The sequence below is a fragment of the Candidatus Zixiibacteriota bacterium genome, assembly GCA_016933955.1.
Lineage (GTDB): Bacteria > Zixibacteria > MSB-5A5 > GN15 > PGXB01 > JAFGTT01.
Window position 1 is genome coordinate 96,508 of sequence record JAFGTT010000027.1, and the last position, 25,989, is coordinate 122,496.

The following is a 25,989-nucleotide window of genomic DNA, read 5'->3' on the forward strand; positions in this document are numbered from 1 at the left end:
TTGACTTGACATCAATCAAAGGGAGTGATATCCTCGGACTATGAAAAAACTAATACTACTCGCAGTTATTGTAATACTGGCGGTCATGATCAGTTTTGGCTGCACCGGCAAAAATAAAACATCGGATAAAGTCACCCTGGATTGGTGGCAATTCTGGACCGATCCGGCTATCAGGCCGACCATCGAAAAAATGGTGGCCGATTATGAAACAGCTCACCCTGATGTTAAAATAAACATTACGGACTTGACCTGGGCTGACGGCCATGAGAAAATCGTCATTGCTTTTTCATCGGGATCTGCCCCGGATATAGTCGAACTTGGTTCCGACTGGGTGGCGGAATTTTCTTCAGCCGGCAAACTGGCCGATCTTGGCCTGTCCGTGATTACCGATACGGCTGATTATATCGGCTGGTCCCCGGGAATCTGGAATGATTCAATATACGCTTTCCCCTGGATTCTGGGAACGCGAGTGTTATTCATAAATCAGGATCTGACTCAAAAGGCCGGTCTTGACGAAAATTATGTCCCCCTCAACTGGGATCAAATGAAAGAGGCCTGTTATAAAATCGATTCGCTGGGTAAAGGTATTCATGGATTCGGTTCCAATGCCGCCGAGAAACATCGCTTGTACAAGAAATTCCTGCCGTTTTTCTGGGCGGCCGATGGGCGGATTGTCAGCAAAGATGGTAAGTATGTCGTTTTCGCCAGCGACAAGGCCTACACGGCCCTGAAATTTTATAAGGAACTGACCGATAGTTGTTCCCTGGTGGACACCCAGCGTCGGCTTGAGGATGCCTTTCTGGATGGCAAAATCGGCATGATTATATCCGGCGACTGGTTATTAAAGCGGATAAAAAACGAAAAACCGAAGATTAATTTCGTCACCACTTTTATTCCGGGCCCCAAATTCCCGGGTAAGAGCTTTGCCGGAGGCGAATATCTGGCGGTCAGTCAATCATCGCCAAACAAAGCCGCGGCCATAGATTTTATTAAGTATCTTGCCTCACCGGAGAACCAGGTTCTTTTCTGTAAAGCCAATTATTCGGCCAGTCCCTCAAGCAAAAGTGCGGCATCCGATGAGTTTTTCACCTCCGATATTAATTTGCAGACATTTATCAAGCAGTTGAGTCTTTCGGAGATGACTCCGGCCACGCCCAACTGGGTTTATATCGAGGATATTATTGAGACGACTCTCGAAGATGTTCTTTTTAATGATGCCCCGATTGCCGAATCGCTCTATGAGGCAAACCAGAAGATAAAAAAATTGATTTTTGAAGAATGAAATCGCGCCAGTTAGCCGGCTACCTGTTTGCATCGCCGTGGATTACCATCCTGCTGGCATTCTGGCTGTTTCCTCTTCTCTATTCGCTGGTTCTCGGATTTACAGATTACAGATTGATGAAACCGACCTTCGACTGGGTCGGCTTTGATAATTATATCCGGCTGTTTTCCGATCAGGGATTCCTTACCGCCTTGAAAAACACTTTTATTTTCGTTCTGGGGACAATTCCGATTACCACTGCTATCTCGCTGGTTTTCGCCTTATTGTTGAACAGAAACTTCCCCGGCCGAACAATTTTCCGCTCGGGCTATTTCATGCCCTCGATCACCTCGCTGGTCGTTATCGCCCTTATTTTTAGCAATCTTTATTCGCGGGACGGTTACCTGTATCTACTGGCCGATATGCTTGGAATCTCCCCGCCGGAGAACGGGTTTCTGCTGTCTAATAGGACTTCGCTGGCCGCTATAATGGCCATGGATATCTGGATGTCGGTCGGATACTATATGTTGCTGTTCCTGGCGGGCTTGAAATCGATTCCCGAGGAGTTATATGAGGCGGCGGAGGTGGCAGGAGCCAGTGCCAGAAGGAAATTCTTCAGTATCACCCTGCCCTTGTTAAAACCGGTCCTGCTTTTTATTATAGTCATCAACACCATTAAATCCTTCCAGGTTTTCATTGAAATATTTGTCATGACAAGGGGGCGTTATGGCAGTTCAACAGCCGTTTATTTTATTTACGAGACCGGCTTGAGTCGATTCGAATTCGGTTATGCTTCAGCCGCGGCCTATATTCTGTTTTTTATCATCGCCGTGTTTTCCGTGGTGCAACTGGGATTATTAAAGCAACGGGGGATTCAATGAAAATCCTCAGATATTTATTATTGATCGCCATTTTGTTGGTAATGGTTTTTCCGCTTTTCTGGATGTTCAGGGTTTCACTTCTTCCGACCGGCTCCGGCCTTACCCCGAAAGACCTGATCGGCCCATCAATTACAATGTCAATATATTATGATATAGCTACTTCCGGCAATATGTTAAAGTATTTTATTAACTCAACAGTCGTCGGTATGATCGTAACCGGCGGGAATATTCTGTTTTGTTTTATGGCCGGATATGCCTTTTCAAGATTCAAATTTATCGGCAAAAACATCCTGTTTTATTCGGTGATTCTGGTCTTGATGATCCCCGCTCATATTTTAATTATACCGCTTTACCTTCTTATGTTTCATCTTGGCTTATATGATACCTATGCCGCCCTGATATTGCCTTTTCTGGTCAATCCTATCGGGATTTTTCTTATAAAGCAGTATATTGACACTCTTCCATCCTCAATGGAGGAGGCGGCACGTATTGACGGCGCCGGGGAATTTCATATTCTGTTACGGGTAGTTATGCCTCTCTGCAAACCGGCCCTGGCGGTTCTGGCTATTCAGGTTTTTTTGACTAATTGGAATTCGTTCCTGTTTCCTTTTATTCTGACGGGTTCCGATTCGGTGCGGACTCTACCGGTCGGGCTGGCTCTATACCAGGGTCATCAGGCGATTGACTGGCAGCATTTGATGGCCGGATCGGCACTTGCGGTTATCCCGGTTTTGGTTATTTTCCTCTTCTTTCAAAGACAGATTGTTTCCGGCATCACCGCCGGAGCCATCAAACAGTGAACCAAAAAAGTCTATTTTGAGCTTGACTTCAATATCAATTATCTTTATATCATAAGCCAAATTGAAGTAAACATTTGTAACATAAGGAAAGGGAGAACGTATGAGGCTTAGATTATTACTGCTTCTGGCGGCAGTGGCGGCGTTCCTGATTTCGGGATGTGCCAGCAAAGGTTACGTTGACGAGAAAATGACGGAAATGCAGGCCAAAGTCGATGCCGATATCAATAAGGTGAAAGCCCAGGCGGTGATGAATTCCGATGAGATCAAGAAACTTCAGACAACCACCGCCGAGATTTCCGCCAAAGCCGATAAAGCTCTCAACGAAGCAAAGGGATTTGAGAATTATCAGGTTATCTGGGAAGGCGTTGTCAATTTCGATTTCGACAGCTTCGTCCTGACTCAGTTGTCCAAGGATAATCTTGAGGGTTTGGGACAAAAGATGATTGATTATCCCAAATCGCTTCTCGAAGTGGCCGGACATACCGATAAAGCCGGAACCAGTTCCTATAACATGGTCCTGGGCATGAAAAGAGCAGAATCGGTCAAGAGGTTTCTTGCCGACCAGTACGGCGCGGCTCTTTATCGTATGTACACTGTCAGCTACGGCGAAACCAAGCCGGTGGCGATGCCCGATGAGAAAAATGCCAACGCCAAAAATCGTCGCGTGGTTCTTAAGCTGTGGGGTGAATTGTAATTTTCACCGCCTGCGAATTTCAACGGGGTCGGAAAATCGATCCCGTTTTTTTATTCCATTTTTTAATACTACCGATTGTCAAATAAACTATCAGTCATTAACTTGAAAACACTGATCGTAAACCATTGAAATAATACAAAGGCGGATATTCATGCGCGCAATGATACTTGAAAAACAGGGTGAAAGGCTGAAAGAAACAAATCTGCCGGACCCCGCGCCCGCACCAAATCAACTCCTGATAAAGGTTCATGCCTGCGGAGTATGTCGAACCGATCTGCATGTGGTCGATGGCGATCTGACCGAACCGGTCCTGCCGATCGTTCCGGGTCATCAGATTGTTGGCACGGTAATCGGGGCCGGACGGGATTGCCGGCGATTCAAACCCGGTGATCGAGTCGGGGTACCATGGCTGGGTTCCAGTTGCGGAGAATGCCGCTACTGCCGTTCGGGACAGGAAAATCTGTGCGGTCTGGCTAGATATACCGGATACCAGATCAACGGCGGTTTTGCCGAGATGTGTACTGCCGATGAGCAGTTCTGTTTTTCGGTTCCCAAGGGCTATCCCGACCTGCAGGCGGCGCCGCTTCTGTGTGCCGGCCTGATCGGTTACCGCGCTTACCGGATGACCGGAGATGCACACCGTATCGGATTGTACGGTTTCGGCGCGGCCGCCCATATTTTAATCCAGGTGGCGCGTCATCAAAAGCGCGAGGTTCTGGCTTTCACCCGGACCGGAGACGAATCGAGCCAGATCTTTGCCCGCGGACTGGGGGCGGTATGGGCCGGTGCCTCGGAGGACACACCACCCGATGAACTGGATGCCGCCATCATTTTTGCCCCGGTGGGTGAGCTGGTTCCGCTGGCATTGAAGGCAGTTGCCCGGGGCGGACGGGTTATCTGCGCCGGTATTCATATGAGCGATATCCCCTCTTTCCCCTATTCGATTCTCTGGGGCGAACGCCAGATAAAATCGGTGGCCAATCTGACCCGCCGCGACGGCGATGAGTTTATGGCTGTCGCGCCGAAAGTGCCGGTTGAAACCGAGGTTCATTCCTATCCTCTGCGCCGGGTAAACGAGGCTCTCGATGATTTGCGAGCGGGTAGATTCAATGGTGCGGCTGTGATTGTACCGGACTGATAAATAAGCGGGATAAACCGATAGGCAGTCCTTATCGGAATTCGAATTCTACCCCGGCAGTCTCAAAACGAGCCCGGACCCTGACCGTATCGGGATACCGGGCCGTAGTTTCGGCATAGCTGAACGGGAAAAGACTTCCGAAATCAAGGTTACCGTTCTCGTTCCTGTCAAGAAAACCAGAGATAATATAATTCCCCGGCGGGATATTGAGACTGAAGGCTGATCCGGTGAAACGTTGTTTCAGGATTACCTTTTGCTGGGAAGTAAAGATCAAATATTTCGATCCCTGGCTTTCCAGGGCCGTATTGATTCTCACCGATCCCGAAATGGTCCCCAGAGAATCCGGATCATAAGTAGAAAAGCCATATTGGCTGAGCGAATCTCCCATAAGGTTACCGGCATAATCGCTGAATACGGTTTCATCGACGGTTACCGAATATTTCCTGCCGCCATTCAGCCCCCCTGCCGTTAACTCGAGATTAAAAGCATCCGGCCACCGGTACCGACAGGCATAGGTGGTACTATCGAGATCTATAACGGTAATCTGGCTGTCATTATTATTAATCCTTTCAATCGGCTCTGAAAACGAGAAAGTAAGGATGCTGTCATCGGCGAAAACTGTTTTATCCTGATGCGAAAAGGATTCTATCTTCGGCGGCTTGTTATCGACATTAAGTTCTATGGTCATGGTTTTGCCGGTGATCTCGGTTCCTCCGGAAATAGAAGCCCACTTATCGCCGGACATTTCAAACCGATACTCTCCATTTTGAAGATTCCGGAAAAAGAAATTAAAAGTGGAAAAGTTCTCGTCTTTGTTCTCCTTGACGGCCAGAGGATTAATTGGCGTCAGGAGTGAATCGGCGGGAATAAGAAAAATCCGGTCGAGGTTGTCATATATCAGATGACCGGGGATATTCCTTGAGAATCTGACTTTAATCAAATTTTCATCGGTGAGGGATATTGAAACAATCGAGACTTTTGAGGTATCCTGTTCGATCAGGTTAAAATCGATTATCTCCTGCCTTGATTCCGGCCGAAATGATACCGGGCGATCCGAAATTCCAAAAGATTCTTTGCCGAAATCGAACAACTGGTTCCGGTTTTTATCGTCGAAAGCCAGAACAAAATACTGCCCGTCGGGAAGATAATCGAGTTTATACTCGCCTGTTTTGCCGGATATTGTCAAGTACGGTGCATAGGTCGAATCAAACCGGATGGAATCAGGCGATTCGAAGGCCTGATATAGGCCGACTGTCATTCCCGATACTGGATTCCCCCCCTGGAATATTCTCCCGCTAATATTGCCCGAGGAGATTTGTTCCCCTGTTGAAAAGGCGAAGATATGAGAGTTATCCATTTTATTTTTGCGCAGGTCAGTGATTTCCGCCCCGACATTAATGACATAAGTGATATCCGGGGCAAAGGAATCCGGCAGGGTGATAATAAGATCGTTTTTCTTCCACTTATATTCCAGGGGGCCATCGAATCGAGGTGAAATGAAAATGGCTCCGGCAACAGTTTTTTTCTCAATTCCTTCGGAAAATTGGATACTGATTTTATTATCGGGGATAACGCCAATGGTATTGCCGGATGGGCAGGTCTCCAGAACGACCGGACCGGTTTTATCCTCCGGTCCGCCCGGCGGTGCCATAACCTTGGCGCAGTTAATCACCAGCGGCAAAAGACAAAGAGGTATCAATCCGATGGCGATCCATCGCCGGATTTTCATTGCTCGAGTTTCTCCTTCAGATTCCGGTTTTCGGGATCAAGGTCGAGGGCCAGGTTCCAGTACAGGGCGGCGTTTTTTCGATCACCCATGGCGGCATAGACATCTCCGATATGCTCCGTCACCACCGGATCGTTTTTTTCGGATTGGTAGGCTTTTAAAAGCTGTTCCAGGGCCTGGTCATAATCGCCCAGCCGGTAAAGCACCCAACCATAGCTATCGAGATAGGCCGCATTATCCGGCATAATTTCCAGGGCCCGCTCTATCAATTTCCGGGCATAATCCAGACGTATCCCCTTATCAGCCAACATATAACCCAGATAATTCAGAGCCGGGCTGTGGTCGGGATCAAGGCCAATCACCTTTTCGAAAGCCTCGACCGCCGAATCAAAACGGTTATGGCGTTCACAGGTCACTCCTTCGGCAAACAGCAGGCGCGCCGAATCGGATCCATTTTTCACATATTTCATACCGGAGCTGTATGTGGCTAATTCGAGATCGACCGAATCCTGGAGACGATAAACCAATCCCAGACTCAACCAACCATCCACCACGGAATCGGCCAGAATAGTCAACTGGGCAAAATCGGCCTTGGCCCGTCCAAAGTCCTCATTAATCAGGGCAATCCGGCCGGAATAATAAAAATCCACCAGATTCTGTTCGCCATTATCGATCAGGACGGTGAAAATGGAATCGGCTTGATTAATACTATCGGCCTCGAAATAAATCATGGCCAATCGGCGGGCCATACCGGTATTATCGGGCGAGTATTGCAGGATTTCATGCGCTTTATCAATAGCCCTGGGGAAATCGTTGCCTTCCTGATAAAAATCCAGCAATTTTTCTTTTATAACCAGATCCTGTGGCGATAAATCTTCGGCCTTTTCCAGATATTCCTTCGCTCTCTCAAACTCACCCCGGCTCTCCAGCAGGGTTGCCAGACCAAGATAAGCGCGGATATTTTCTTCACTGGCATCCTGCCTGATTGATTCCAAATAACTGCTTTCGGCCTTGTCCAGATTTCCGGCTTGTATCTGAAGGGAAGCCAGTTGCAAATAGACAATGCTCGAAGGTGAAATCCTGGCGATATTTTCAAATCCCCAGAGAGCGGAATCGATATTGCTGTCCTGCTGATAATAAGTAGCCAGACGATAGTAGGCCTGAATATTGTCACGATTCTGATCGAGAACCTGACCGTAGGCCAGCATGGACGAATCCTTGATTCCCAGCATCCGATAGCAATCTGCCATAAGAGACCAGATTTTAACATCTTTATCCGGAATTTTGTTGGCTTCGATGATAGCCTGATCGAATAGTCGCATATTCATGAAAGTTGATGCATAAGCGTAGCGGATTTCCCGAGATTCCGGTTGACGTTTCAAAGCTTCGGCATATTGCCGGTTGGCCATCTGTATCTCACCCATCATTTCAAAAATTGAGCCATTGACGAAATAATTATATGCCGCGGCGCTCACGGAATAATGATCGGGCAGATTCGCCTGCGGGAATTCCCGTTCATTTATTCCTTTGATATTCCTGCCGCCGCCGCATCCGGCAACCATCAGTACCGGAAATAACAAAAATATGACGATAAATTTATATTTCATATATATTATAATATCCCGCGCAGGCGATTGGTTCCAATCAGCTCGGGCATCGCAGTTTTAAAAACCTTCGTTTTCCCACCTTGAGAAGCATATCATCTCCGATAATGATCTCCAGATTCTCATCGGAAATTTTTTCATTATCCAGGCTGACGCCGCCTCCCTTTATCAAACGCCGGGCTTCGCCATTGGAAGAAGCCATACCGGAATCGGTCAGGAGTTTGATTATCCAGACTTTGCCTCCATAGGATCGGCAATCGAAATCGGGAATCTCATCGGGCAGTTCCTTATGCCGAAACATTCGGATAAATTCGTCCCGGGCCCGAATCGCTTCATCGCGCGAATGGTACATACCGACAATGGTTTCGCCCAGTTCCATCTTGAGGTCACGGGGATTAACCGTATCATTTCTGAGAGCCTCTTTGATTTCTTTGAGCTTATCGGTTGGGACATCGGTAACCAGCTCGAAATAAGAATATATCAGGTTGTCCGGAATCGACATGACTTTCCCGAACATATCGCCCGATGCTTCATCGATACCGATATAATTGCCCAGGGATTTGGACATGCGGTTGTGACCATCGACTCCGACCAGAACGGGGATGGTCAAAACCAGTTGCGGCTCCAGACCGTAGTCCTGCTGGATTTCGCGCCCCGTCAGGAGATTGAATTTCTGTTCGGTGGCTCCGATTTCGACATCGGCCTTGATGGCCACCGAATCATACGCCTGCATCAGAGGATAAAGCAACTCATGAATAGATATGGGAACATTGGATTTGAACCGCTTCTCGAAATCATCCCGCTCCAGCATCCTGGCCACGGTGAATTTGGCGGTCAATTCCATTATTTCCTGAAAATCCATTTTCTTGAACCAGTCGCCGTTATAATGGATTTCCGTCTTATTTTTATCGAGAATTTTGAAAAACTGCTGCTGATACGTCTCGGCGTTGGCCACTATCTGATCGTAGGATAGTCTGGGGCGGGTGGCGGAACGACCCGAGGGATCGCCGACCATGGCGGTATAATCGCCGATTATCAGGACTATCGTATGCCCCAGTTCCTGGAACTGCTTCAGTTTGCGGATTCCGACGGTATGGCCAAGATGAATATCAGGCGCTGTGGGATCGAATCCCTGTTTGACCCGCAATGGTTTATTCTGGTTGATGGATTTTTTCAGGCGCTGCCGGAATTCTTCCTCGGGGAGGATATCGACCGCACCGCGCGCAATTATTTCAAATTGTTTTTCGAATTCGCTTAGCATTATTATGTCTTTTCCTAATGTTATCGGTCTCCTTCGATTTCAGTTAAGGCATTTATTTCCAGCCTCTTACGAGAATAAATAAATCATCGATAAAAGGCAAGGACTAATATTTTGCGCCGCTGTCAGGCAAATTGTTGTATAACACATAAATACACTTTTAAGACCGTAATGGATCAGGTCTTTTTGCTTGACTTGATTCATAAAAAGGGCAAATTATAACGCCAATGAATATGAATGTTACGAAAAAAACCATCAATAAGAAATCCATCAGAAATTCCCTGATTATCATAGGAATTCTTATCTGTGTTTTTATCGCAATTGTCTCATATCGGACTATCAGGATTTACCAGAAAGATCTCCCCTCTTTCGAACGCCTGCATAATATTGAACCATCCCTGAAAACCAAGATTTATTCTGCTGATGGGACGCTTCTTCAGGAATATTTCAACGAAAACCGGGTTTTGATACCTTATGACCAGATTCCGAAACAAATGGTCGATATGTTGCTGGCGGTTGAAGATCGGGATTTTTTCAATCACTGGGGCCTTAATCCCCGCCGGTTGCTAATAGTCTCATTGAAGAATCTCGCTCATATGAATATCGAGGCCGGCGGAGCTTCGACCATAACCCAGCAACTGGCCAGAATGCTTTTCCTGACCCGTGATAAAACTCTGGAACGAAAATTCAAGGAGGCTCTGACCGCGATCAAGCTGGAACGGACTTATTCCAAAGAAGAAATTATCCAGATGTATCTCAATCAGTATTATTTTCACCGGGCTTATGGAATATCGGCGGCGGCCCGGGCCTTTTTCGATAAAAATGTCGATGAACTGACAATCAATGATTGCGCCATTCTGCTGGGTATGTTGCGAGGGCCGACCATCAATTCGCCCTTTAATAATCCCGATAAATCGTTAACCGCGCGCAACCGTATTTTGTATGCTTATTATTCCAATAGTGGTATTACCAAAGAACAATACGATTCTCTTCGGTCCGAACCGCTTCATATTTCGCCCCCGGTAGAGCAACTGGGTAAGGCCCCATATTTCACCGAGGAAATTCGGAAATATATTCAGGATAAATATGGCGATGAGGTCCTGTACTCCGGCGGTTTGAAAGTCGTTACCACTCTGGATTGGAAACTTCAGCAGGCGGCCGAAGCGGCGGTTAAGGAACGCCTTGATTCCATCCAGGCCCGAATTGAACGTACCTACGGTCTGGATAATCCCTTTTACACCATAGTCATCCCGGACACTACCGACAGCATGTCCGATTCCACCCGGATATACAAGCAGATTCAGGGAGCGGTGGTATCAATCGATAATGCCACCGGTAATGTCCTGGCAATGGTCGGCGGCAAATCTTTTGAGATGACTAAATTCAACCGGGCCACCCAGTCACTCCTTCAACCCGGTTCCTCATTCAAACCATTCGTTTATACAGCCGCTATGGATAATGGCTTCAATCCCAGCGATCTTTTTTATGACAACTCCATCAAACTGGAAATTCCCGGAACCAAAGATTGGCGTCCACACAATTTCGATAATAAATTCCTTGGCGAAATGACGCTCCGTGACGGTCTCAAACTTTCACGTAATCTGGTGGCTATTAAACTACTTTTGCGTATCAAGCCGGAGCAGGCGATTTTCTATGCCCATAAGATGGGTATCACTACCCCCCTGCGGCCGGTCGCATCCCTGGCCATCGGAACCGAGGTCGTCCATTTGATTGAGATGGTCTCGGCATTTACGGTATTTCCCAATGGCGGGATCAAAGTGCCGTACCGATTGATATCGCGAATCTATGACCGTTACGGCAATGTAATTGAGGATAATACCATTGCCCAGAAGGAAGAGGTTCTTTCCGCCCAAACCGCTTATATCATGGTTAACATGATGCAGTCGGTAATCGAAAGCGGTACTGGACGAGGAGTCCGATGGCGGGGATTTACCCGCCCGGCCGGAGGAAAAACCGGAACTTCGGATAACTTCTGCGACAACTGGTTTATCGGATATACTCCCCAGATTACCACCGGAGTGTGGGTGGGATTCGATGATAAAACCTCGATTGGCAGAAACCAGACCGGATCGACCAACGCTCTGCCGATCTGGACGGGAATCATGAAAGCGGCTCATGATTCCCTGCCGATTATGGATTTCGAGGTACCGGAAGGAATCGAATTCGTCGATATATGTCTGGAATCGGGGAAACTGGCGACCGACCGATGTGTCAATGTTCGGCGCGAGGTTTTTCGGACCGAGAGTGTCCCCCAGGAAACCTGTCCGCTTCACCCCTCCAAGGGTCTTTATGTCGGGCCGGGAACCGAGGAAAACAATTTCCTGAACCCCGAGGATACGTCCGACATTTACAATTTCTAGGCCCGGGAATCATCACTTAGATAAATCTTGACAGCCTTATGGGGATCGCTATATTTGGTTTTTGTGATATGCCGGAGTGGTGAAACTGGTAGACGCAGGGGACTCAAAATCCCCCGATGGCAACATCATGTCGGTTCAAGTCCGACCTCCGGCATAAATTCAGTTTAAGCAATTCAGGATAACCGGCAACGGCAGCGTTCCAGTGATTTTAAAAGATAATACCGCGCCATTTAATTGATGATTTGGGCTGGTACAACTCGTCCTGGATTTATTCGGAATTGTTTTTTCGGGGTCGTTCACCCTTCCAGATACCCCGGTGGAATTTATAAGCCCGGTATAAAATAGATTCGGATTTATCCAGTTCATAATCAAGAGTCGGCTTAACCTTGATGACTTCGATCAGGGGACACGGATTCTCATCCGAACCGGCATGAGCCTTTTCATATGCCGCGGCCACGGCGTTGGTGGCATTTCGGAAGAAATTCCTTTCCCCTATTCGCTCATACAGACGGGTCCGTTTGAGGGCATCGATAACCGAATCATTCAACCCGCTCAACGAAAAATCAAACCCCAGCTCGTGCATCCTGGTCACCAGCAAAGACAACATTTCCTCTCCCGAGGCATCCAGTTCGTTGATTCCATTGCCAACCAGAATAACATGTTTCAGTTCCGGCATAGCGGTAATTCTATCCAGTAACTGCTCCTCCAGGTAGTTGACATTGGCAAAGAAAAGAGAGCCGTTGTATCTGATAAGGGCGATATGCCGGCACTGGGCCAGCCCGAATCGGCGCCGGTTCCGGAAGGAACCGTCGGGATGCTTGGACAGCATGGCGATATCCGGTTTCATGCCCCGGAGCAGATGAAGAATCAAGGCCAACCCGACCCCGATCATAATGCCATAGTCGAGATGCGGTGCGAAAACAAGAGTGAAAATAAAGGCGATAATGCCGATGACACCATCATATTTCTGGGCCTTCCAGGCATGTACAAATCCTTTGACATTGACCAGTCCGATCACAGCCATCATGATAATTGCCGCCAGAACCGCCTGGGGCAGATGATACAAAAGAGGCGTAAAGAAAAGCAGAGTGAGAACCACCACCATACTGCTGAAAACGTTGGAGAGCCCGCTGACCGCACCGGCCTGGATATTGACGGCCGACCGTGAAAACGAACCTGACACCGCATAACTCTGGTTGAAGGCACCGACCATATTGGCCAGCCCCTGCCCGATCAATTCCCGATTGGGATCAAGTCTTTGCCCGGTTTTCGAAGCCATGGCCTTGGCGATGGAAATTGCTTCCATAAAGCCCAGCAGCGATATAATAATCGCCATCGGAAAAAGATTAAGGCCAATACTCCAGTTGAATTGGGGGATCTTAAAGCCGGGCAAGCCTCGCGGAATATTACCGACAACGGCCCCGCCGCCCATGAAAAACACCGCATTGGTATCAATCGGATTATTTCCGACCTTAATTCTCCAGATTCTTCCGTCATATTCCAGATTATCCTGCGCATTACCGCGATTATGAAACTCCAACTGGTCGCCGATACCCCTGGTCGCGAGAAATTGCATTCCTCTCAGCTTTTCCCGAAGCCAGCGGGCATCGCCTTTGGATTCCTCGATTTCCAGGTTCAGCAAACATAGTCTATTTTGAAGCTCCACATGTTCGACCGATTGAAGCCCGTAACGTTCCCCGATCTGTTCGCATTCAGTTCCGAGTTGGACTCGCCTTTCGCTCTTCTCATTAATCCTGGCAACCGCGCTATTAAAATCCCCGATTGTCTCAATGGCCCTGCTATCCTCAATATGTCCGATATCGGTTCGGTAATTATACTCATATCCAATCGCCCAGGAAATGATTGTTGTGATCAGAACCGCAACCAGCACATTGGGAATGCGCGGATTAAACCGCTTCAGACTTATCATTACGGCAAAAGCCAGAATGGCAATGGCCAGGGTCGGCCAGTGAGTATATGATATGGTGGCCTTTATAACATTATAGACCGTCATATAATGATGTTCCGCATTATCGACATAAACGCCGAATAACTTCGACAGCTGAGAAGTGGCGATAATCAGCGCGGCGGCATTGGTAAAACCATTGACCACCGGGTGGGAGAGAAAATTGACCACCAATCCGAGTCTGAATACGCCCAGCATAAACTGGAAAAGGCCAACCAGAAGGGCCAGTAAAATGGCATAAGCAATAAAACTCCCGCTTCCCGCCGTCGCCAGCGGTTCCAGCGTGGCCGCCGTCATAAGCGAAACCACCGCAACCGGGCCGGTGGCCAGCTGGCGGCTGGAGCCGAAAAGGGAGGCTATCAGGGGTGGCAAAAAGGCAGCATACAGGCCATAATAGGCCGGCAGACCGGCCAGCTGTGCATAAGCCATCGATTGCGGAACTAAAACCAGCGCGACGGTCAAACCGGAAATAAAATCGGCCCGAAGACTACCGGTATTATAATTCTTGAACCACCTGAGAAAGGGAAACAGGACAGAGAGTATATTGGCCGCCCGGCCTCTCATTTCGTTATTCTTGTCTCTACCAGGCATAAAGTTTATCGGTGGTGCGTCCCGCCCATATACCCCCCTACCAGAACAAAACCACCCATTTACAAAACCGCAATTTCAGCAGTCTTTATCAAATGAGATTTTTATTATCAGCCATATATCCAACAAGGCCAAGTTATGAGATTGACCGGACTATTGCAAGACTTATTTGCTTATACGGATTCATGGTTTTTATCGAAAATATCACGGGCGTATTATAAATTTTTGACTTGCCGTGCCTGTTGTTAATACATAGCTTACATATAAGCTTGTCCAAATGGTGTGGTCATGTTATTTTATAAAAGAAATTATTGTTGAGAATATAAACGGAGGATATCCGTATTGGCTATTATTGCAATCTTCGGCGGCTCCTTCTGCGAGGCCGATATCATTGCCGGGAAAACAGCCGTAACCCTTGGTTATGAATTCGTTGAAAAGGAGCTATTGACCAGAACGGCGCAAAGGTTCGAAATACCCGAAGAAAAACTCCTGAAATCGATTAACGGCCCGGTACCGATGTTCAACCGCTTTACCAGGGCCAGAGAAAAACACATCGCCTGCCTCAAGGTCGTTCTCAGTGAAATAATGGCCGAGGATAACAAGGTTTTCTTCGGCTTTGCGACCCATCTGTTTCCTGCCCACATTCCGAATGTTTTAAAAATTTGTATTATTGCCAATCATGATTACCGTATCAAACAGGCCATGCTTAAGCATTCGCTGTCCGAGAAAACGGCCGAAAAACTCATCCATGAAAATGACAATCTCAACCTTCAGTGGACCGGTTTCCTTCACAACCGGGAACCGTACGACGAAAACCTGTACGATATTGTTATTCCGATGCATTCCTCGAATATCGATCAGGCGGTGGGGACGATTATAAAACACGCCGGGAGCGATCAGGTGGCCTCGGACGAGAGATCGACGCAGATGGCCCGCGACTTCATTTTATCCGCCCGGGTCAATCTGGCCCTGACCGAAGAGGGCCACGATGTCGATGTATTTTCTGAAACAGGGCGGGTTATCCTGACCATCAATAAGGAAGTCGTCCGCATGAAACAATATGAACAGGAATTGAAAAAAATCACCGGCAAAGTCAGCGGCGTTAATGACGTTCAAACGAAAATAGGCCCGGATTTCAAGGCCTCGGCGGTCAACCCCTGGGCGAATATCGAGGTTCCTCCCAAGGTTCTTCTGGTTGATGATGAAAAAGAATTCGTGCATACTCTCTCGGAAAGACTGCAAACCCGGAATATCGCCTCATCGGTGGTGTATGACGGCGAACAGGCTCTTGATTTCGTCAGCAAAGATGCGCCCGATGTCATGGTCCTCGATCTGATGATGCCGGGCATTGACGGTATCGAGGTATTAAGGCGTATCAAACGTGATCATCCCCGGGTGGAAGTAATTATTCTGACCGGTCACGGCTCGGACCGGGAAGAAAAAATGGCCGAGGAACTGGGAGCCTTTGCTTATCTGCAAAAGCCGGTTAACATCGATGTTCTGGCGCAGGTTATGAATGAGGCTTATCAGAAACTTGCCGGATCGGGTGCGAATAGCAAGGAAGAATAAAACCGATTGGAAACCGGGGCAATCAATGGCGGCCTTGATTTATTTATGGAAATAACTGGCTGTTTGAAGGAAAGATTTTTATGACTCTTTCGGGCGATAATCCGGAGATATTACTGGAATCGCAGGATTTATCGGCGTCCGGGGGACTTCCCCGGTACCGGAGGTTGAAACGTCTCTCGATAATCCTGACCTCACTGGTTGCGCTTATCCCCCTGGCGGTACTGGTCATAATCAATTACTACCAGGATCAGGATGCTTACCACGCCGAAACGATGTATGCCATCTCGAGAGTCCTGGGTAATACTCAGAAAACTCTTGAATTCGTCATTCAGGAGCGGCGCTCGGCTCTCTCATTAATGATCGATGAGCGTTCCTATGAGGAGTTGAGCAGTCAGGAGGGATTGAAATCGGCTCTTCAGAATCTTAAAAACGCTTTCGGCGGTTTTGTCGATATTGGCCTGATCGAATCCAATGGTGATCAGAATTATTATGTCGGCCCGTACGATCTGAGAGGCAAGAAATACAAGGATCAGCAGTGGTTCAACGAAGTCCTGGTCAGGGGCGTTTACGTAAGCGATGTCTTCCTGGGACATCGGAATCTCCCCCATTTTATTATCGCCTTCAAACACGAAAAACCACAGGGTGACTTCTATGTGATAAGAACCACCATCGATATGGAACTTGTCAATCGACTGATATATTCTCTCGACCTCGAAAAAAATACGGATGCTTTTATAATTAACCAGGAAGGGATTCTCCAGACCGCATCCCGTTTTTATGGCAATGTTCTGGATAAGGTGTCGATTAGAGTCCCGGAGCGTTTCCGGCATCGCGAAGTTGTCGATGAGTACCATGAAAACGGTAAATGGCTGACCTCCGGTTATGCTTTTATTGGGGATTCTCCCTTTATCCTCATGGTCATCAAACAACGGGAAAACCCGTTTCTTCACTGGTTTTACCGCCGCACCGGGCTGTTGTGGTTCCTGGCTCTGAGTGTTACCCTGATCCTGGCAGCGGTAATATACGGATCCAGTCATACCGTCAAGCGCTTGAGAGAACTGGATAAAAGGCGGGCCAAGATATTTCATAATATCGAATATACCAATAAAATGGCCACCATCGGACGTATGGCGGCCGGAGTGGCGCATGAAATCAATAATCCCCTGGCCATTATCAATGAGAAAGCCGGACTCCTCAAAGATCTGGCTCATCATACCGAGAATTTCCCCAATAAGGAAAAGGTGACCAAATTGGCCGAGTCGATTATCGGTTCCGTTGAACGATGCAGCAAAGTCACACACCGCCTGCTGGGTTTTGCCAAGCGTATGGATGATAATTTCGAGGTTGTCGATCTCAAGATTTTACTCGAAGAAGTTGTCGGGTTTCAACAGAGTGAAATAAACCATCGTAATCTGAATATCAGCTTGAATTTCCCGGAAAATCTGCCGGCCATCGAAAGCGATCGCGGCCAGCTGCAACAGGTTTTCTTGAATATCGTCAGCAACGCCCTGGCCGCCGTTGATGACGGAGGCAATATCGATGTTTCGGCGGCGCCATGTTCATCAAAGGAGATCGCCGTAACCATTATCGATAACGGTATGGGAATATCCGAGGATAATCTTCGCCATATCTTCGAACCATTTTATTCAACCAAAGGAAAATTCGGAACCGGTTTGGGATTGTCGATTACTCTCGATATCGTGCAAAAGCTTGGTGGAAATATCAATGTGAACAGCGAACTCGGAAAAGGTACGAGTTTCGTCGTTAAACTGCCCTGCCTCTGCCGGCGGGTTGCCTTTCAGGAGTGATTATGGCCGAATTCAGAGTCCTGCTTGTCGATGATGAAGAAGAACTGGTCACCACGCTGGTTGAAAGGCTTCAGTATCGTGGTATTGATGCCGCCTACAGTCTTAACGGTGCGACGGCGATCCAGGAAATGCGCGAAAAGGAATATGATGTGGTTATCCTGGATCTGAAACTTCCCGGAATAAGCGGTCTGGAGACCATGAGAGTAATCAAAAAGGAACACCCGGATACGCCGATTATATTGATCACCGGTCATGGTTCGCCATTGAATATGGAAGATATTCCCCGGGGGGCTTTTGATTATTTACCGAAACCGATTGATCTTGATATCCTTGTCAAAAAGATGCGGGAGGCGGTCGAATCGAAATGACTCATGATAGAAACGCCATCGATGGAACCGAACCGGGTCATGATGCCGTGGCCTTTTTCGGCGCTATAACGGCCTCGGTCTCTCACGAGTTGAACAATGTCATTTCGATTATTGACCAGTCGGCCGGCCTTCTGGATGACCTGTTGGTCGGGGCTATCCAGGGACGACCGATAACCGAGGAGCAGCTCCAGCGCGTTTCAGAAAAGATCGCTCGACAAACCGAGCGCGGAATCAAAATTATCAAACGCCTCAACCGATTTGCCCACAGTGCCGATTACCCGACAACTGCTTTCGAACTCAACGACTTGCTCGAGAATCTCACTTCTTTGATTGATCGGCTGGCCAAAATCAAAGGCGCGGAGATTAAAATTGATTTCTATAATGAACCCATGGAAATCAAAGGCAATCCGTTTATTGTCCAGCAGATTGTTTACCTGGTTGTAAAACGGATTCTGGCCGCTTCCGGCAAGAATGATGCGGTGCAGATACAAATCGGTCGTGAGGATAACATGGCCCTTATAGAAATACACGGACCGGAAGGATTCGGCGGCGAGCGGGGCGAGATCGAACATATCAATATGTTGGTTGACGATCTCAGGGGTAATGTGCAATTTGAATTCGAAGACAATATGACCAAAATAAAAATATTAATTCCGGGACTGAAGGATTGATATCCTTCGGCCGGTAGTATATGCGTAATTAATTTTATCGGGGAGATACAAATGGCAAAAGCCAGAGTATTATTGGTTGATGATGAGCAGGATTTTCGCGACGTTCTATCCGCGCGAATCGAAACCCGTGGATTGGAGGTTGAAACCGCCGCTAACGGCCCCGAGGCTCTTGAACGAATAGAAAGACAAAATTATGACGCCGTTATTCTTGATCTCGTCATGCCCGAAATGGATGGTATCGAAACCCTTAAAAGAATGCTTATGAAACAGCCATCCCTCCAGGTTATTGTGCTGACGGGTCATGCCACCGTTCAGGACGGTGTTCGAGCGGTCAAACTGGGCGCTGTTGATTTCCTTGAAAAACCGGCGGACCTGGCCACCCTGGTGGCCAAAATCGAGGAGGCGCAATCCAAGCGGGTGTCGCTTTTTGAAAACCAGCTCGATGAAAAAATATCCGGGATCCTGAAGAAAAAAGGCTGGTAGGCTGTATGTCGTCATACAATTCGGACACTCCTTTTGTTAAGACCAAATTACCAAAACTAGGTCTTAACTAAAACCATTCGTGTCCGCTTTCTGCTGAACCGACACATTTGGGAGATTGCTCATATTCAACCACGACGGGCGCCGGAGAAGGTGCGTATGTACCACCAGGTGGATTAGTTGAAGTGATTTTGATAGTGTTTTGCAGGATGGAAATACAGAAGTATTAATATCTGATACTGGCCCTTCATCTGCAGATTTCATAATAACGCCGGTTGATAATCCAGCTTAATATTATATAACATCAACCGCCACATTGCGCGGATTAATTCAAACATGTATAAATTATAACGAGGAAATTTTAGATACTATAAGCGAGGAATCTCTGTTGCTATTACATTACAATGCGGACGATTGAGCCGATATATCTACTTCATTAGATGCCATAAACAATTTTATTTGCGGGCAAGCCACTTCGTTGTCGCCCTTCGGTATAGGAATTCAAATGCCTTTCATGTGCGGTGACGCCAATGGAAATGGCTCAATTAATATCCTCGATATTACGTATTTAATTGCTTATATAAAGGAGGTTCAGATCCTGACCCTGAAGAAACCGGAGACGCTAACGGTAACGGGGGCATCAACATTCTTGATGCCACTTATCTTATAAGTTGCCTGTACAAATCCGGACCGGCCCCGATCTGCCTCTAAATGGCAGTGATGTATGTGGTAAAGAGCGGCCTTCCGGCCGCGCTTTTGTTTTTATCGAATATTACCCGCCAACTTATACTGTTGACAGATTTATATTATTAATTATTTTAATTACATACTTCCACAACGCATCGAGTCCTGCCGCAACAGGACTGGAGAGGCCATGACGAGGTTAAATTTTTCGTTAATAACGCTCCTTTTAATATTATCCCTGCCCCTTCAATTCGCTTATGCCCAGCAAAGCACTTCCGGACCGATTCCTCCCCCCGGCACCGATCGCGGCCTGGTCCCCGAAAAACGATCACAGATGGTTATCCCGGATTTCCCCGCCTATATCTGGCACCACGGTTGCGGTCCGACGGCAACCGGAATGGTTATCGGATTCTGGGATATGGTCGGTCCCGATCTTATCCCTGGCGACGCCTCGACTCAGACTGCCGCGGTCAATGCCATGATTGCCGATGACGGCAACAGCCCCATATGCGGAGGGTCATCTTTGGATCATTACCAGGATTATGCCTGCCCGATCGACTACTCCCCCGACCTTTATACCGATCGCTCGGAAACAGGAGGGGCCCATCAGGATAATTGTCTCGCCGACCATATGAAAACATCGCAGAGTGCCTACTGGAATCGTTATGGCTGGAGCTGGTTTACCGACATTTCCGCTGGTTTTCTGGGCTATATCAATCAGGTCGCTCCCGGACTTGATCCCGACGCCCAGGACCATGTTTTCACCTCCTTTTCTTTCGAAGATTATAAAACCGAAATAGACAATCTTCGCCCGGTCGTCTTGCTGGTCGATACCGATGGCGATGGTGAAACCGATCATTTCGTGACTGGAATCGGTTACGACGACGAGAATATGCTTTACGGCGTTCGCGATACCTGGGATCAGGGCCTTCACTGGTATGCCTGGCGCGGCCTTGGTTCCGGGATAACCTGGGGAATTTATGGTGTCACGACTTTCGGGAATATCGACTGGGCCCGCCCATACTGTATTGATGATTCGATCCTGATAATAAACACCTCTCTCGATGGATTCAATGATCCCGGCGACACTCTCGAGGTCTATTTCTTTATAAAGAATTACGGCAAGGATGCGGAAAATCCGACAGTTACGCTCACCAGCGATAATCCCAATATTACCTATGGTACCCAGTCCGTATTCTATCCGATATTGAATGGTTCCGGGGCGCAAACAAATAATCTCGGACAGCCATTAACTTACATTATCCCCGAAATAACCAATCCCACTTTTGATTCGATTTTTATCACCATCGAGTCCGACAACGGATCATACAGTAAAACCTTCGGCCGTGAGAATATCACCGGCCGGACAAGAATACTTATTGTGGATGATGATCGTGGTGACCTGTATGAGGATTTCTATCAGAGCGACTTGTATGAGAAAGATGTTCCCTATCATCGCTGGGAAAGCATTGTCTCGGGTTCTCCTTCTCTGTCGACCTTGGACCAGTACAGCATGGTTATCTGGTATACCGGTGACAGCACCGAAGATTTTCTTCAATCGGAAGATATCACCGCCATGATGGGGTACCTTGATAGCGGCGGGAATTTGTTTCTCACCGGGCAGGGCTTACCGGAAGAATTACATGCCGAGGATTCCGCTTTTATGCATGACTATCTCCATGCCGATTACGATGGAATCCTGTTCTGGTATAAACACATTGGGATAGATGGTTCGCCCATCGGAGATGGTATGTCCATTCGTTACTCCAGCGGCTCCAATCAGGTTTTTTCATTGTCGCAGCAGATTCTGGCGGCCGACGGTGCGCTTCCGGCCTTCCGTTTCAATAAGACTGGCGGAGGATATTCGGCCCTCAGTTTTGAGGGAGATTATAAAGTTGTCTTTTTTACTTTTGGTTATGAAGCCATCGAGAACGATTTGCCTCAGTACAATTCCCGGAAGGAAGTGATGACCAGGATATTGCTTTTTCTTGATGGCTGGGTTGATCCCCCATGCTATGATTCGGATTTCGATGGATATGGCGATCCCGGACATCCTGAAAATGCCTGCGCTACCGATAATTGCCCGGATATCTATAATCCCGATCAGACCGATAGCGATGGCGATGGAATCGGCGATGCCTGTGAAGGATATGTCTGCGGCGATGCCAATGCCAGTGGGTCGGTTAATATTCTCGATGTCACCTATCTCATTAATTATCTGTATAAGGCCGGACCGGCACCGCTTCCCCCTGAGGCCGGTGATGCCAACGGGAATGGCGCCATCAACATTCTCGATGCCACTTATTTAATTAATTATCTTTACAAATCCGGGCCGGCGCCGGTATGTCCCTGATCGGGGATATTGGAATATATATTGCCGGAGTTCATCCGGTTGTGGTGTCAAGCATTTTTAAATTAACTCAATCCTGACAAGCTTAAAATATTATTTCCTTTGACGAAATCTGTCTTTCGGATTATATTCCATTATCATTTGAAGGTTCGCCTATACCGGGTTTTATCCCGAAGACTCATTACATGTTTGCCGCTTGCTGTCAGAAAGTCATATGATAAAATCATTAATCTCTAACAGGGAGTAATTCTATGTGTCAGTCAAAGGGAATTATCGGTTTTCTGGTCCTTGCCATAGCTCTCTATGGCCTATCTGCATTTGCGCAGGTACCCCAGACCATCAACTATCAGGGACATTTACTCGATGACCTGGGGAGTCCTGTCAGCGGCTCGGTTGCCATGACCTTCTCGATTTATGACGAGGCCAGTGGCGGCACTCAGATCTGGACACAATCTTTTCCGGCTGTCAATGTCGTCGAGGGCGGGTTTACGGTTATATTGGGTGATGGCGACCCGATCGAACCCGACGTTTTCAACTCATCCGACCGCTGGCTGGAGGTAATCGTTGATGGTCAACCAATCAATCCCCGGGTCAAATTGACCTCAATGCCCTATGCCCAAAAGGTGGCCACTATCGAGGGTGCTCAGGCCGGATCAATCACCGGGACTTTTAAGATAACCCCGGGGACCAAAAGTGATATGATGGCTCCCCTGCATACGGGGACACCGCTTGTCGAAATCGGTCCCAATTTTACGGTTGATGCCACCAATGGCCGGCCCGGTTCATTGCATTTGCTTGACATTAATTCCAATATCGCCATTGACATCGACGGCCAGGATACCACCATCGGAATCGGCCTTCCTCTTCCCGCCGCCAATCTTCATGTCAATGGTGATATATATACTCTGGGAGGTAATGGTGATATTACGAGTGACGGAAACATTAACGCTCTGGACCTGATCAGGTATGTTGATTATCTGGAACATGCTGCCGTTCTTACCGAGGAGCAATATGCCAATGGCGATATGGATGGCGATGGACGGGTCACCTATGATGATATGGCAATTTTAATGGGTATCCAATATGGCGCCCTTTCCAAAACCGAATCAATGAGACAAACCCACAGAATATATGGTACGGTATATACCGGTTCAACCACCGGAGATGCCTTTTTCATTCAACCCAAAGCCGGTATAGCCACCAGTTCTCCAAAGGCATCATTGCATGTCAATGGTGACATTTACACTCTCGGCGGTGATGGCGATATTGACCTGAGTACCACCCTCGATATTGCCGATTTGACGGTTTATGTCAATTATCTATATATGGGTGGATCACTTACCAAAGAGGCTTATGCGCACGCCGATGTCGATGGCGACGGCAGAGTCACACCGGACGATATGTCCCTGGCAACACTGATATTCGGCGGGGATACCAAGGATAACGCCATTCGCAGGGTTCATGGTTCATGCGGCGCAATCGTCGATGCCGGAACCGATGCATTCTATGTTCGGGGTGATCTGGGAGTCGGAACGGCGGCCCCGGCGGAAAAAGTGCAAGTATTTTGGGCCAATAATGTCGATGCCGAGGTCGGCCGCGGGACTACTAATACCAGCATTACCTTTTTATCTCTCAGAAACGCCAATGGAACCAAGTGCTATATATATCCCGATCCGACCGGAACCGTTCTTATGGTTTCCACAACCAAACCATAAGGAGGAATCGATGAATTATAAAATAATAAATCACGCGGCCATAATCCCGCTGGTTATAATATTTATGATGCTTCTGCCGGTATCAGGAGTGAACGCTCAGGATATTGACTGGCAGGTCGTTTCTTCCGGCGGCGTTATCGATGCCGCTTCGACCGGTTACCGGTTAAGCGCCACGGTCGGACAAACCGCCATCGGCAGTGGATTTTCCACTGATTACAGCCTCAGTCATGGTTTCTGGCAGTATTTCGGCGAACCGGGATGTTGCGATTTACCGGGAGATGCCAACAACAACGGGGCGGTCAATATCCTCGATGTCACTTACTTGATCTCATACCTGTATAAATCCGGACCGCCGCCGCCGTGTCCTGAGGAAGGTGACGCCAACGGCAATGGCGCCACCAACATTCTCGATGCCACCTATCTGATAAGCTATCTATATAAGTCCGGACCGGCACCGATCTGTCCGTAAAGGGCAAGTATGGACAACAAAGGGACACCGGTTATCAGGTGCCCCTTTTTTATAGTAAAACGACTTTATAATCTTAATCGTTATTTAAAAAGAAACTTGCCCTCAATCTCGGCCCGTTCAACCAGGTACGCTTTATATTCCTCGAGATATTTGTCCCTCGATTCCAGATAAAAGGCCTTGCTCTCCTGATAGGTAATTTCCGAAATCTGACCATCCTTGAAACGAGATTCGGCGATATCAAGGCGGCTTTTGGCCAATTCAATTTGCTTTTTCATAATATCAAGGCGGCGATAACTGACATCGAGCTGATTGATCAAATTGATAATCTCGGCGCGGCTGCTTTGTCGAGCGCGGTTGTATTCCAGCCGGGCCTGATCGGCCTGAAGCCGGGCGGCTTTGACCTCGGCCCCCGATGAACCGCCGTCCCAGATCGGGTACGAAAAGTTCAACGATACCCCCCATCCCCGGGTATTTATATCATCTTTAACCCCATCGACCTTCACATTGCCCTGTCCGGTTGAATAATCGGCCGTCAGGTCGCCGGTCAGTCCATGCCCTGAGGCCTTATAATCGGCCTCTCGTTTCGCCCGGCGGTATTCCAGCCCGGCCTTCTGGACCGGAATACTTTCATCCCATGAATTGAGCATCTGCTCCCTGATTTCAGGTTTGATATGTGCGATAATATCCGGTTCTACAGGATCCAGGGGTTGAGTGACATCACGGTCAAGATGAATCGCCAGTTGCCGCTTCATTTCCTCGGCCTGGTTATTGATATCATGCAGATTCAATTCGGCATCAAGGCGGGCCGAGGCCGACAGCAACCAGTCTTCCTCGGATATAACACCATCCAGGAATTTAAGCGAATCGATTTCAGCCGTCAGACGGGCCGCTTCATACATGCTCTTATAATATTCGGATTTGACGTTTAATTGCAAAACACCCATATAGCTTTCAACCACTTCCTTTTTAAGAGCGGCCTCTTCTTCCACTTTAACAAACCGGGCGATTTCGAAATCATCGCGGGTGTTTTTCAGGTTGTTTTTGGAATCCGACGGCTTTAACAGGGGTTGCGTATAACTGACCGTAAAATACCCCCTTCGGGTTTCTTCCTGGATAAAAGTACCCTCGGGGATATCCAGACGGGTATTGGGATAACGGTTATCGGAGGCCAGTAAATTGGCCGTGATTGTCAAATCGCCCCCTGTCAACAGGTTCTGATTCAGTTCAATGAAAGAATTGAAACCCAGATCTTTTGTTTTGTACAGCCTTTTTTCGGTAGCTCCCCCGAAAAAGCGGTACGATTCATCGACCGAATAAGCCGGAACCGAGCCGTTGATGGATATTTCGGGAAGGTAAAAATTCACTCGCCGGGCGTAATAATTCTGCTCGGCCACTTCCAGATTTCCCCGAACCATACTTCCGCGGGCGGTCTGATTGAGAGCAATATCCACCGCCTCGTTCAGCGTAATCACGGTTGCGGATGATATTTGGCTGGATATCAGAAATACTGAAAAAATAGAAATATAGAATATCCCTCTTATCGAATACTGTACTCTGTTAGACATAAGAAATCCCCGA

The 25,989-nt window shown here is 47.8% G+C and carries 19 protein-coding genes and 1 tRNA gene; 15 read left to right on the forward strand and 5 right to left on the reverse strand.

What is annotated here, in order from left to right; all coding sequences use genetic code 11:
* Nucleotides 1–40 precede the first annotated feature (40 nt).
* The 5 genes from JXQ28_09400 (at nucleotide 41) to JXQ28_09420 (ending at nucleotide 4,774) form a co-directional block, all read left to right on the forward strand.
* Complete coding sequence (locus JXQ28_09400; protein ID MBN2277949.1) at nucleotides 41–1,282, forward strand: extracellular solute-binding protein; 1,242 nt, start codon at nucleotides 41–43, stop codon at nucleotides 1,280–1,282.
* Nucleotides 1,279–2,142: a sugar ABC transporter permease gene (locus tag JXQ28_09405; GenBank protein ID MBN2277950.1), complete on the forward strand. Its 864-nt coding sequence runs from the start codon at nucleotides 1,279–1,281 to the stop codon at nucleotides 2,140–2,142. The genes JXQ28_09400 and JXQ28_09405 overlap by 4 nt, the downstream gene beginning before the upstream one ends.
* A complete protein-coding gene (locus JXQ28_09410) occupies nucleotides 2,139–2,942 on the forward strand; it encodes a carbohydrate ABC transporter permease (protein MBN2277951.1) in 804 nt (267 codons plus the stop codon). Before JXQ28_09405 ends, JXQ28_09410 begins: the two co-directional genes overlap by 4 nt.
* A 100-nt stretch (nucleotides 2,943–3,042) precedes the next feature.
* Nucleotides 3,043–3,636, forward strand: coding sequence for an OmpA family protein (locus JXQ28_09415; protein ID MBN2277952.1), 594 nt, complete (start codon nucleotides 3,043–3,045; stop codon nucleotides 3,634–3,636).
* Nucleotides 3,637–3,787: 151 nt separating this feature from the next.
* Nucleotides 3,788–4,774, forward strand: coding sequence for a zinc-dependent alcohol dehydrogenase family protein (locus tag JXQ28_09420; protein MBN2277953.1), 987 nt, complete (start codon nucleotides 3,788–3,790; stop codon nucleotides 4,772–4,774).
* A gap of 31 nt (nucleotides 4,775–4,805) precedes the next feature.
* On the opposite strand, the gene JXQ28_09425 is transcribed toward JXQ28_09420, so the two are convergent.
* From JXQ28_09425 to JXQ28_09435, 3 genes are read right to left on the reverse strand one after another with little or no spacing between them, the layout of a single operon-like run.
* Nucleotides 4,806–6,503 (reverse strand): Ig-like domain-containing protein, encoded by a 1,698-nt coding sequence (locus tag JXQ28_09425; protein ID MBN2277954.1) that lies wholly within the window; start codon nucleotides 6,501–6,503, stop codon nucleotides 4,806–4,808.
* The gene (locus JXQ28_09430) at nucleotides 6,500–8,107 is read right to left on the reverse strand and encodes a tetratricopeptide repeat protein (protein ID MBN2277955.1); all 1,608 of its coding nucleotides are present in this window, start codon (nucleotides 8,105–8,107) and stop codon (nucleotides 6,500–6,502) included. Before JXQ28_09430 ends, JXQ28_09425 begins: the two co-directional genes overlap by 4 nt.
* A 37-nt stretch (nucleotides 8,108–8,144) precedes the next feature.
* The gene (locus tag JXQ28_09435) at nucleotides 8,145–9,365 is read right to left on the reverse strand and encodes a tyrosine--tRNA ligase (GenBank protein MBN2277956.1); all 1,221 of its coding nucleotides are present in this window, start codon (nucleotides 9,363–9,365) and stop codon (nucleotides 8,145–8,147) included.
* Nucleotides 9,366–9,595: 230 nt separating this feature from the next.
* On the opposite strand from JXQ28_09435, the gene JXQ28_09440 reads away from it, so the two are divergent.
* Complete coding sequence (locus JXQ28_09440; protein MBN2277957.1) at nucleotides 9,596–11,743, forward strand: PBP1A family penicillin-binding protein; 2,148 nt, start codon at nucleotides 9,596–9,598, stop codon at nucleotides 11,741–11,743.
* Between the two features lie 70 nt (nucleotides 11,744–11,813).
* Nucleotides 11,814–11,897: transfer RNA gene (locus JXQ28_09445), tRNA-Leu, on the forward strand.
* A gap of 114 nt (nucleotides 11,898–12,011) precedes the next feature.
* On the opposite strand, the gene JXQ28_09450 is transcribed toward JXQ28_09445, so the two are convergent.
* Nucleotides 12,012–14,252 carry an STAS domain-containing protein gene (locus JXQ28_09450; GenBank protein ID MBN2277958.1) on the reverse strand — a complete coding sequence of 747 codons (2,241 nt, stop codon included), beginning with the start codon at nucleotides 14,250–14,252 and terminating at the stop codon, nucleotides 12,012–12,014.
* A gap of 387 nt (nucleotides 14,253–14,639) precedes the next feature.
* On the opposite strand from JXQ28_09450, the gene JXQ28_09455 reads away from it, so the two are divergent.
* From JXQ28_09455 to JXQ28_09490, 8 genes are all read left to right on the forward strand, one after another.
* A complete protein-coding gene (locus tag JXQ28_09455) occupies nucleotides 14,640–15,866 on the forward strand; it encodes a response regulator (protein MBN2277959.1) in 1,227 nt (408 codons plus the stop codon).
* Between the two features lie 80 nt (nucleotides 15,867–15,946).
* Complete coding sequence (locus JXQ28_09460) at nucleotides 15,947–17,674, forward strand: two-component sensor histidine kinase (protein ID MBN2277960.1); 1,728 nt, start codon at nucleotides 15,947–15,949, stop codon at nucleotides 17,672–17,674.
* Nucleotides 17,675–17,676: 2 nt separating this feature from the next.
* Nucleotides 17,677–18,042: a response regulator gene (locus JXQ28_09465; GenBank protein ID MBN2277961.1), complete on the forward strand. Its 366-nt coding sequence runs from the start codon at nucleotides 17,677–17,679 to the stop codon at nucleotides 18,040–18,042.
* Nucleotides 18,039–18,713, forward strand: a complete 675-nt coding sequence (locus tag JXQ28_09470; GenBank protein MBN2277962.1) for a hypothetical protein — start codon at nucleotides 18,039–18,041, stop codon at nucleotides 18,711–18,713. Before JXQ28_09465 ends, JXQ28_09470 begins: the two co-directional genes overlap by 4 nt.
* 51 nt (nucleotides 18,714–18,764) lie before the next feature.
* Complete coding sequence (locus tag JXQ28_09475; GenBank protein ID MBN2277963.1) at nucleotides 18,765–19,196, forward strand: response regulator; 432 nt, start codon at nucleotides 18,765–18,767, stop codon at nucleotides 19,194–19,196.
* 871 nt (nucleotides 19,197–20,067) lie between these two features.
* On the forward strand, nucleotides 20,068–22,230 hold the full coding sequence (locus JXQ28_09480; GenBank protein ID MBN2277964.1) for a hypothetical protein: 2,163 nt from the start codon (nucleotides 20,068–20,070) through the stop codon (nucleotides 22,228–22,230).
* A 248-nt stretch (nucleotides 22,231–22,478) separates the two neighbouring features.
* Entirely contained in the window at nucleotides 22,479–23,942 is a 1,464-nt protein-coding gene (locus JXQ28_09485; protein MBN2277965.1) for a hypothetical protein, read from the forward strand.
* Between the two features lie 10 nt (nucleotides 23,943–23,952).
* Nucleotides 23,953–24,411 carry a dockerin type I repeat-containing protein gene (locus tag JXQ28_09490; GenBank protein MBN2277966.1) on the forward strand — a complete coding sequence of 153 codons (459 nt, stop codon included), beginning with the start codon at nucleotides 23,953–23,955 and terminating at the stop codon, nucleotides 24,409–24,411.
* 80 nt (nucleotides 24,412–24,491) lie between these two features.
* Here JXQ28_09490 and JXQ28_09495 read toward each other — a convergent pair whose 3' ends face one another.
* Nucleotides 24,492–25,976 carry a TolC family protein gene (locus JXQ28_09495; protein MBN2277967.1) on the reverse strand — a complete coding sequence of 495 codons (1,485 nt, stop codon included), beginning with the start codon at nucleotides 25,974–25,976 and terminating at the stop codon, nucleotides 24,492–24,494.
* Nucleotides 25,977–25,989: the final 13 nt, after the last annotated feature.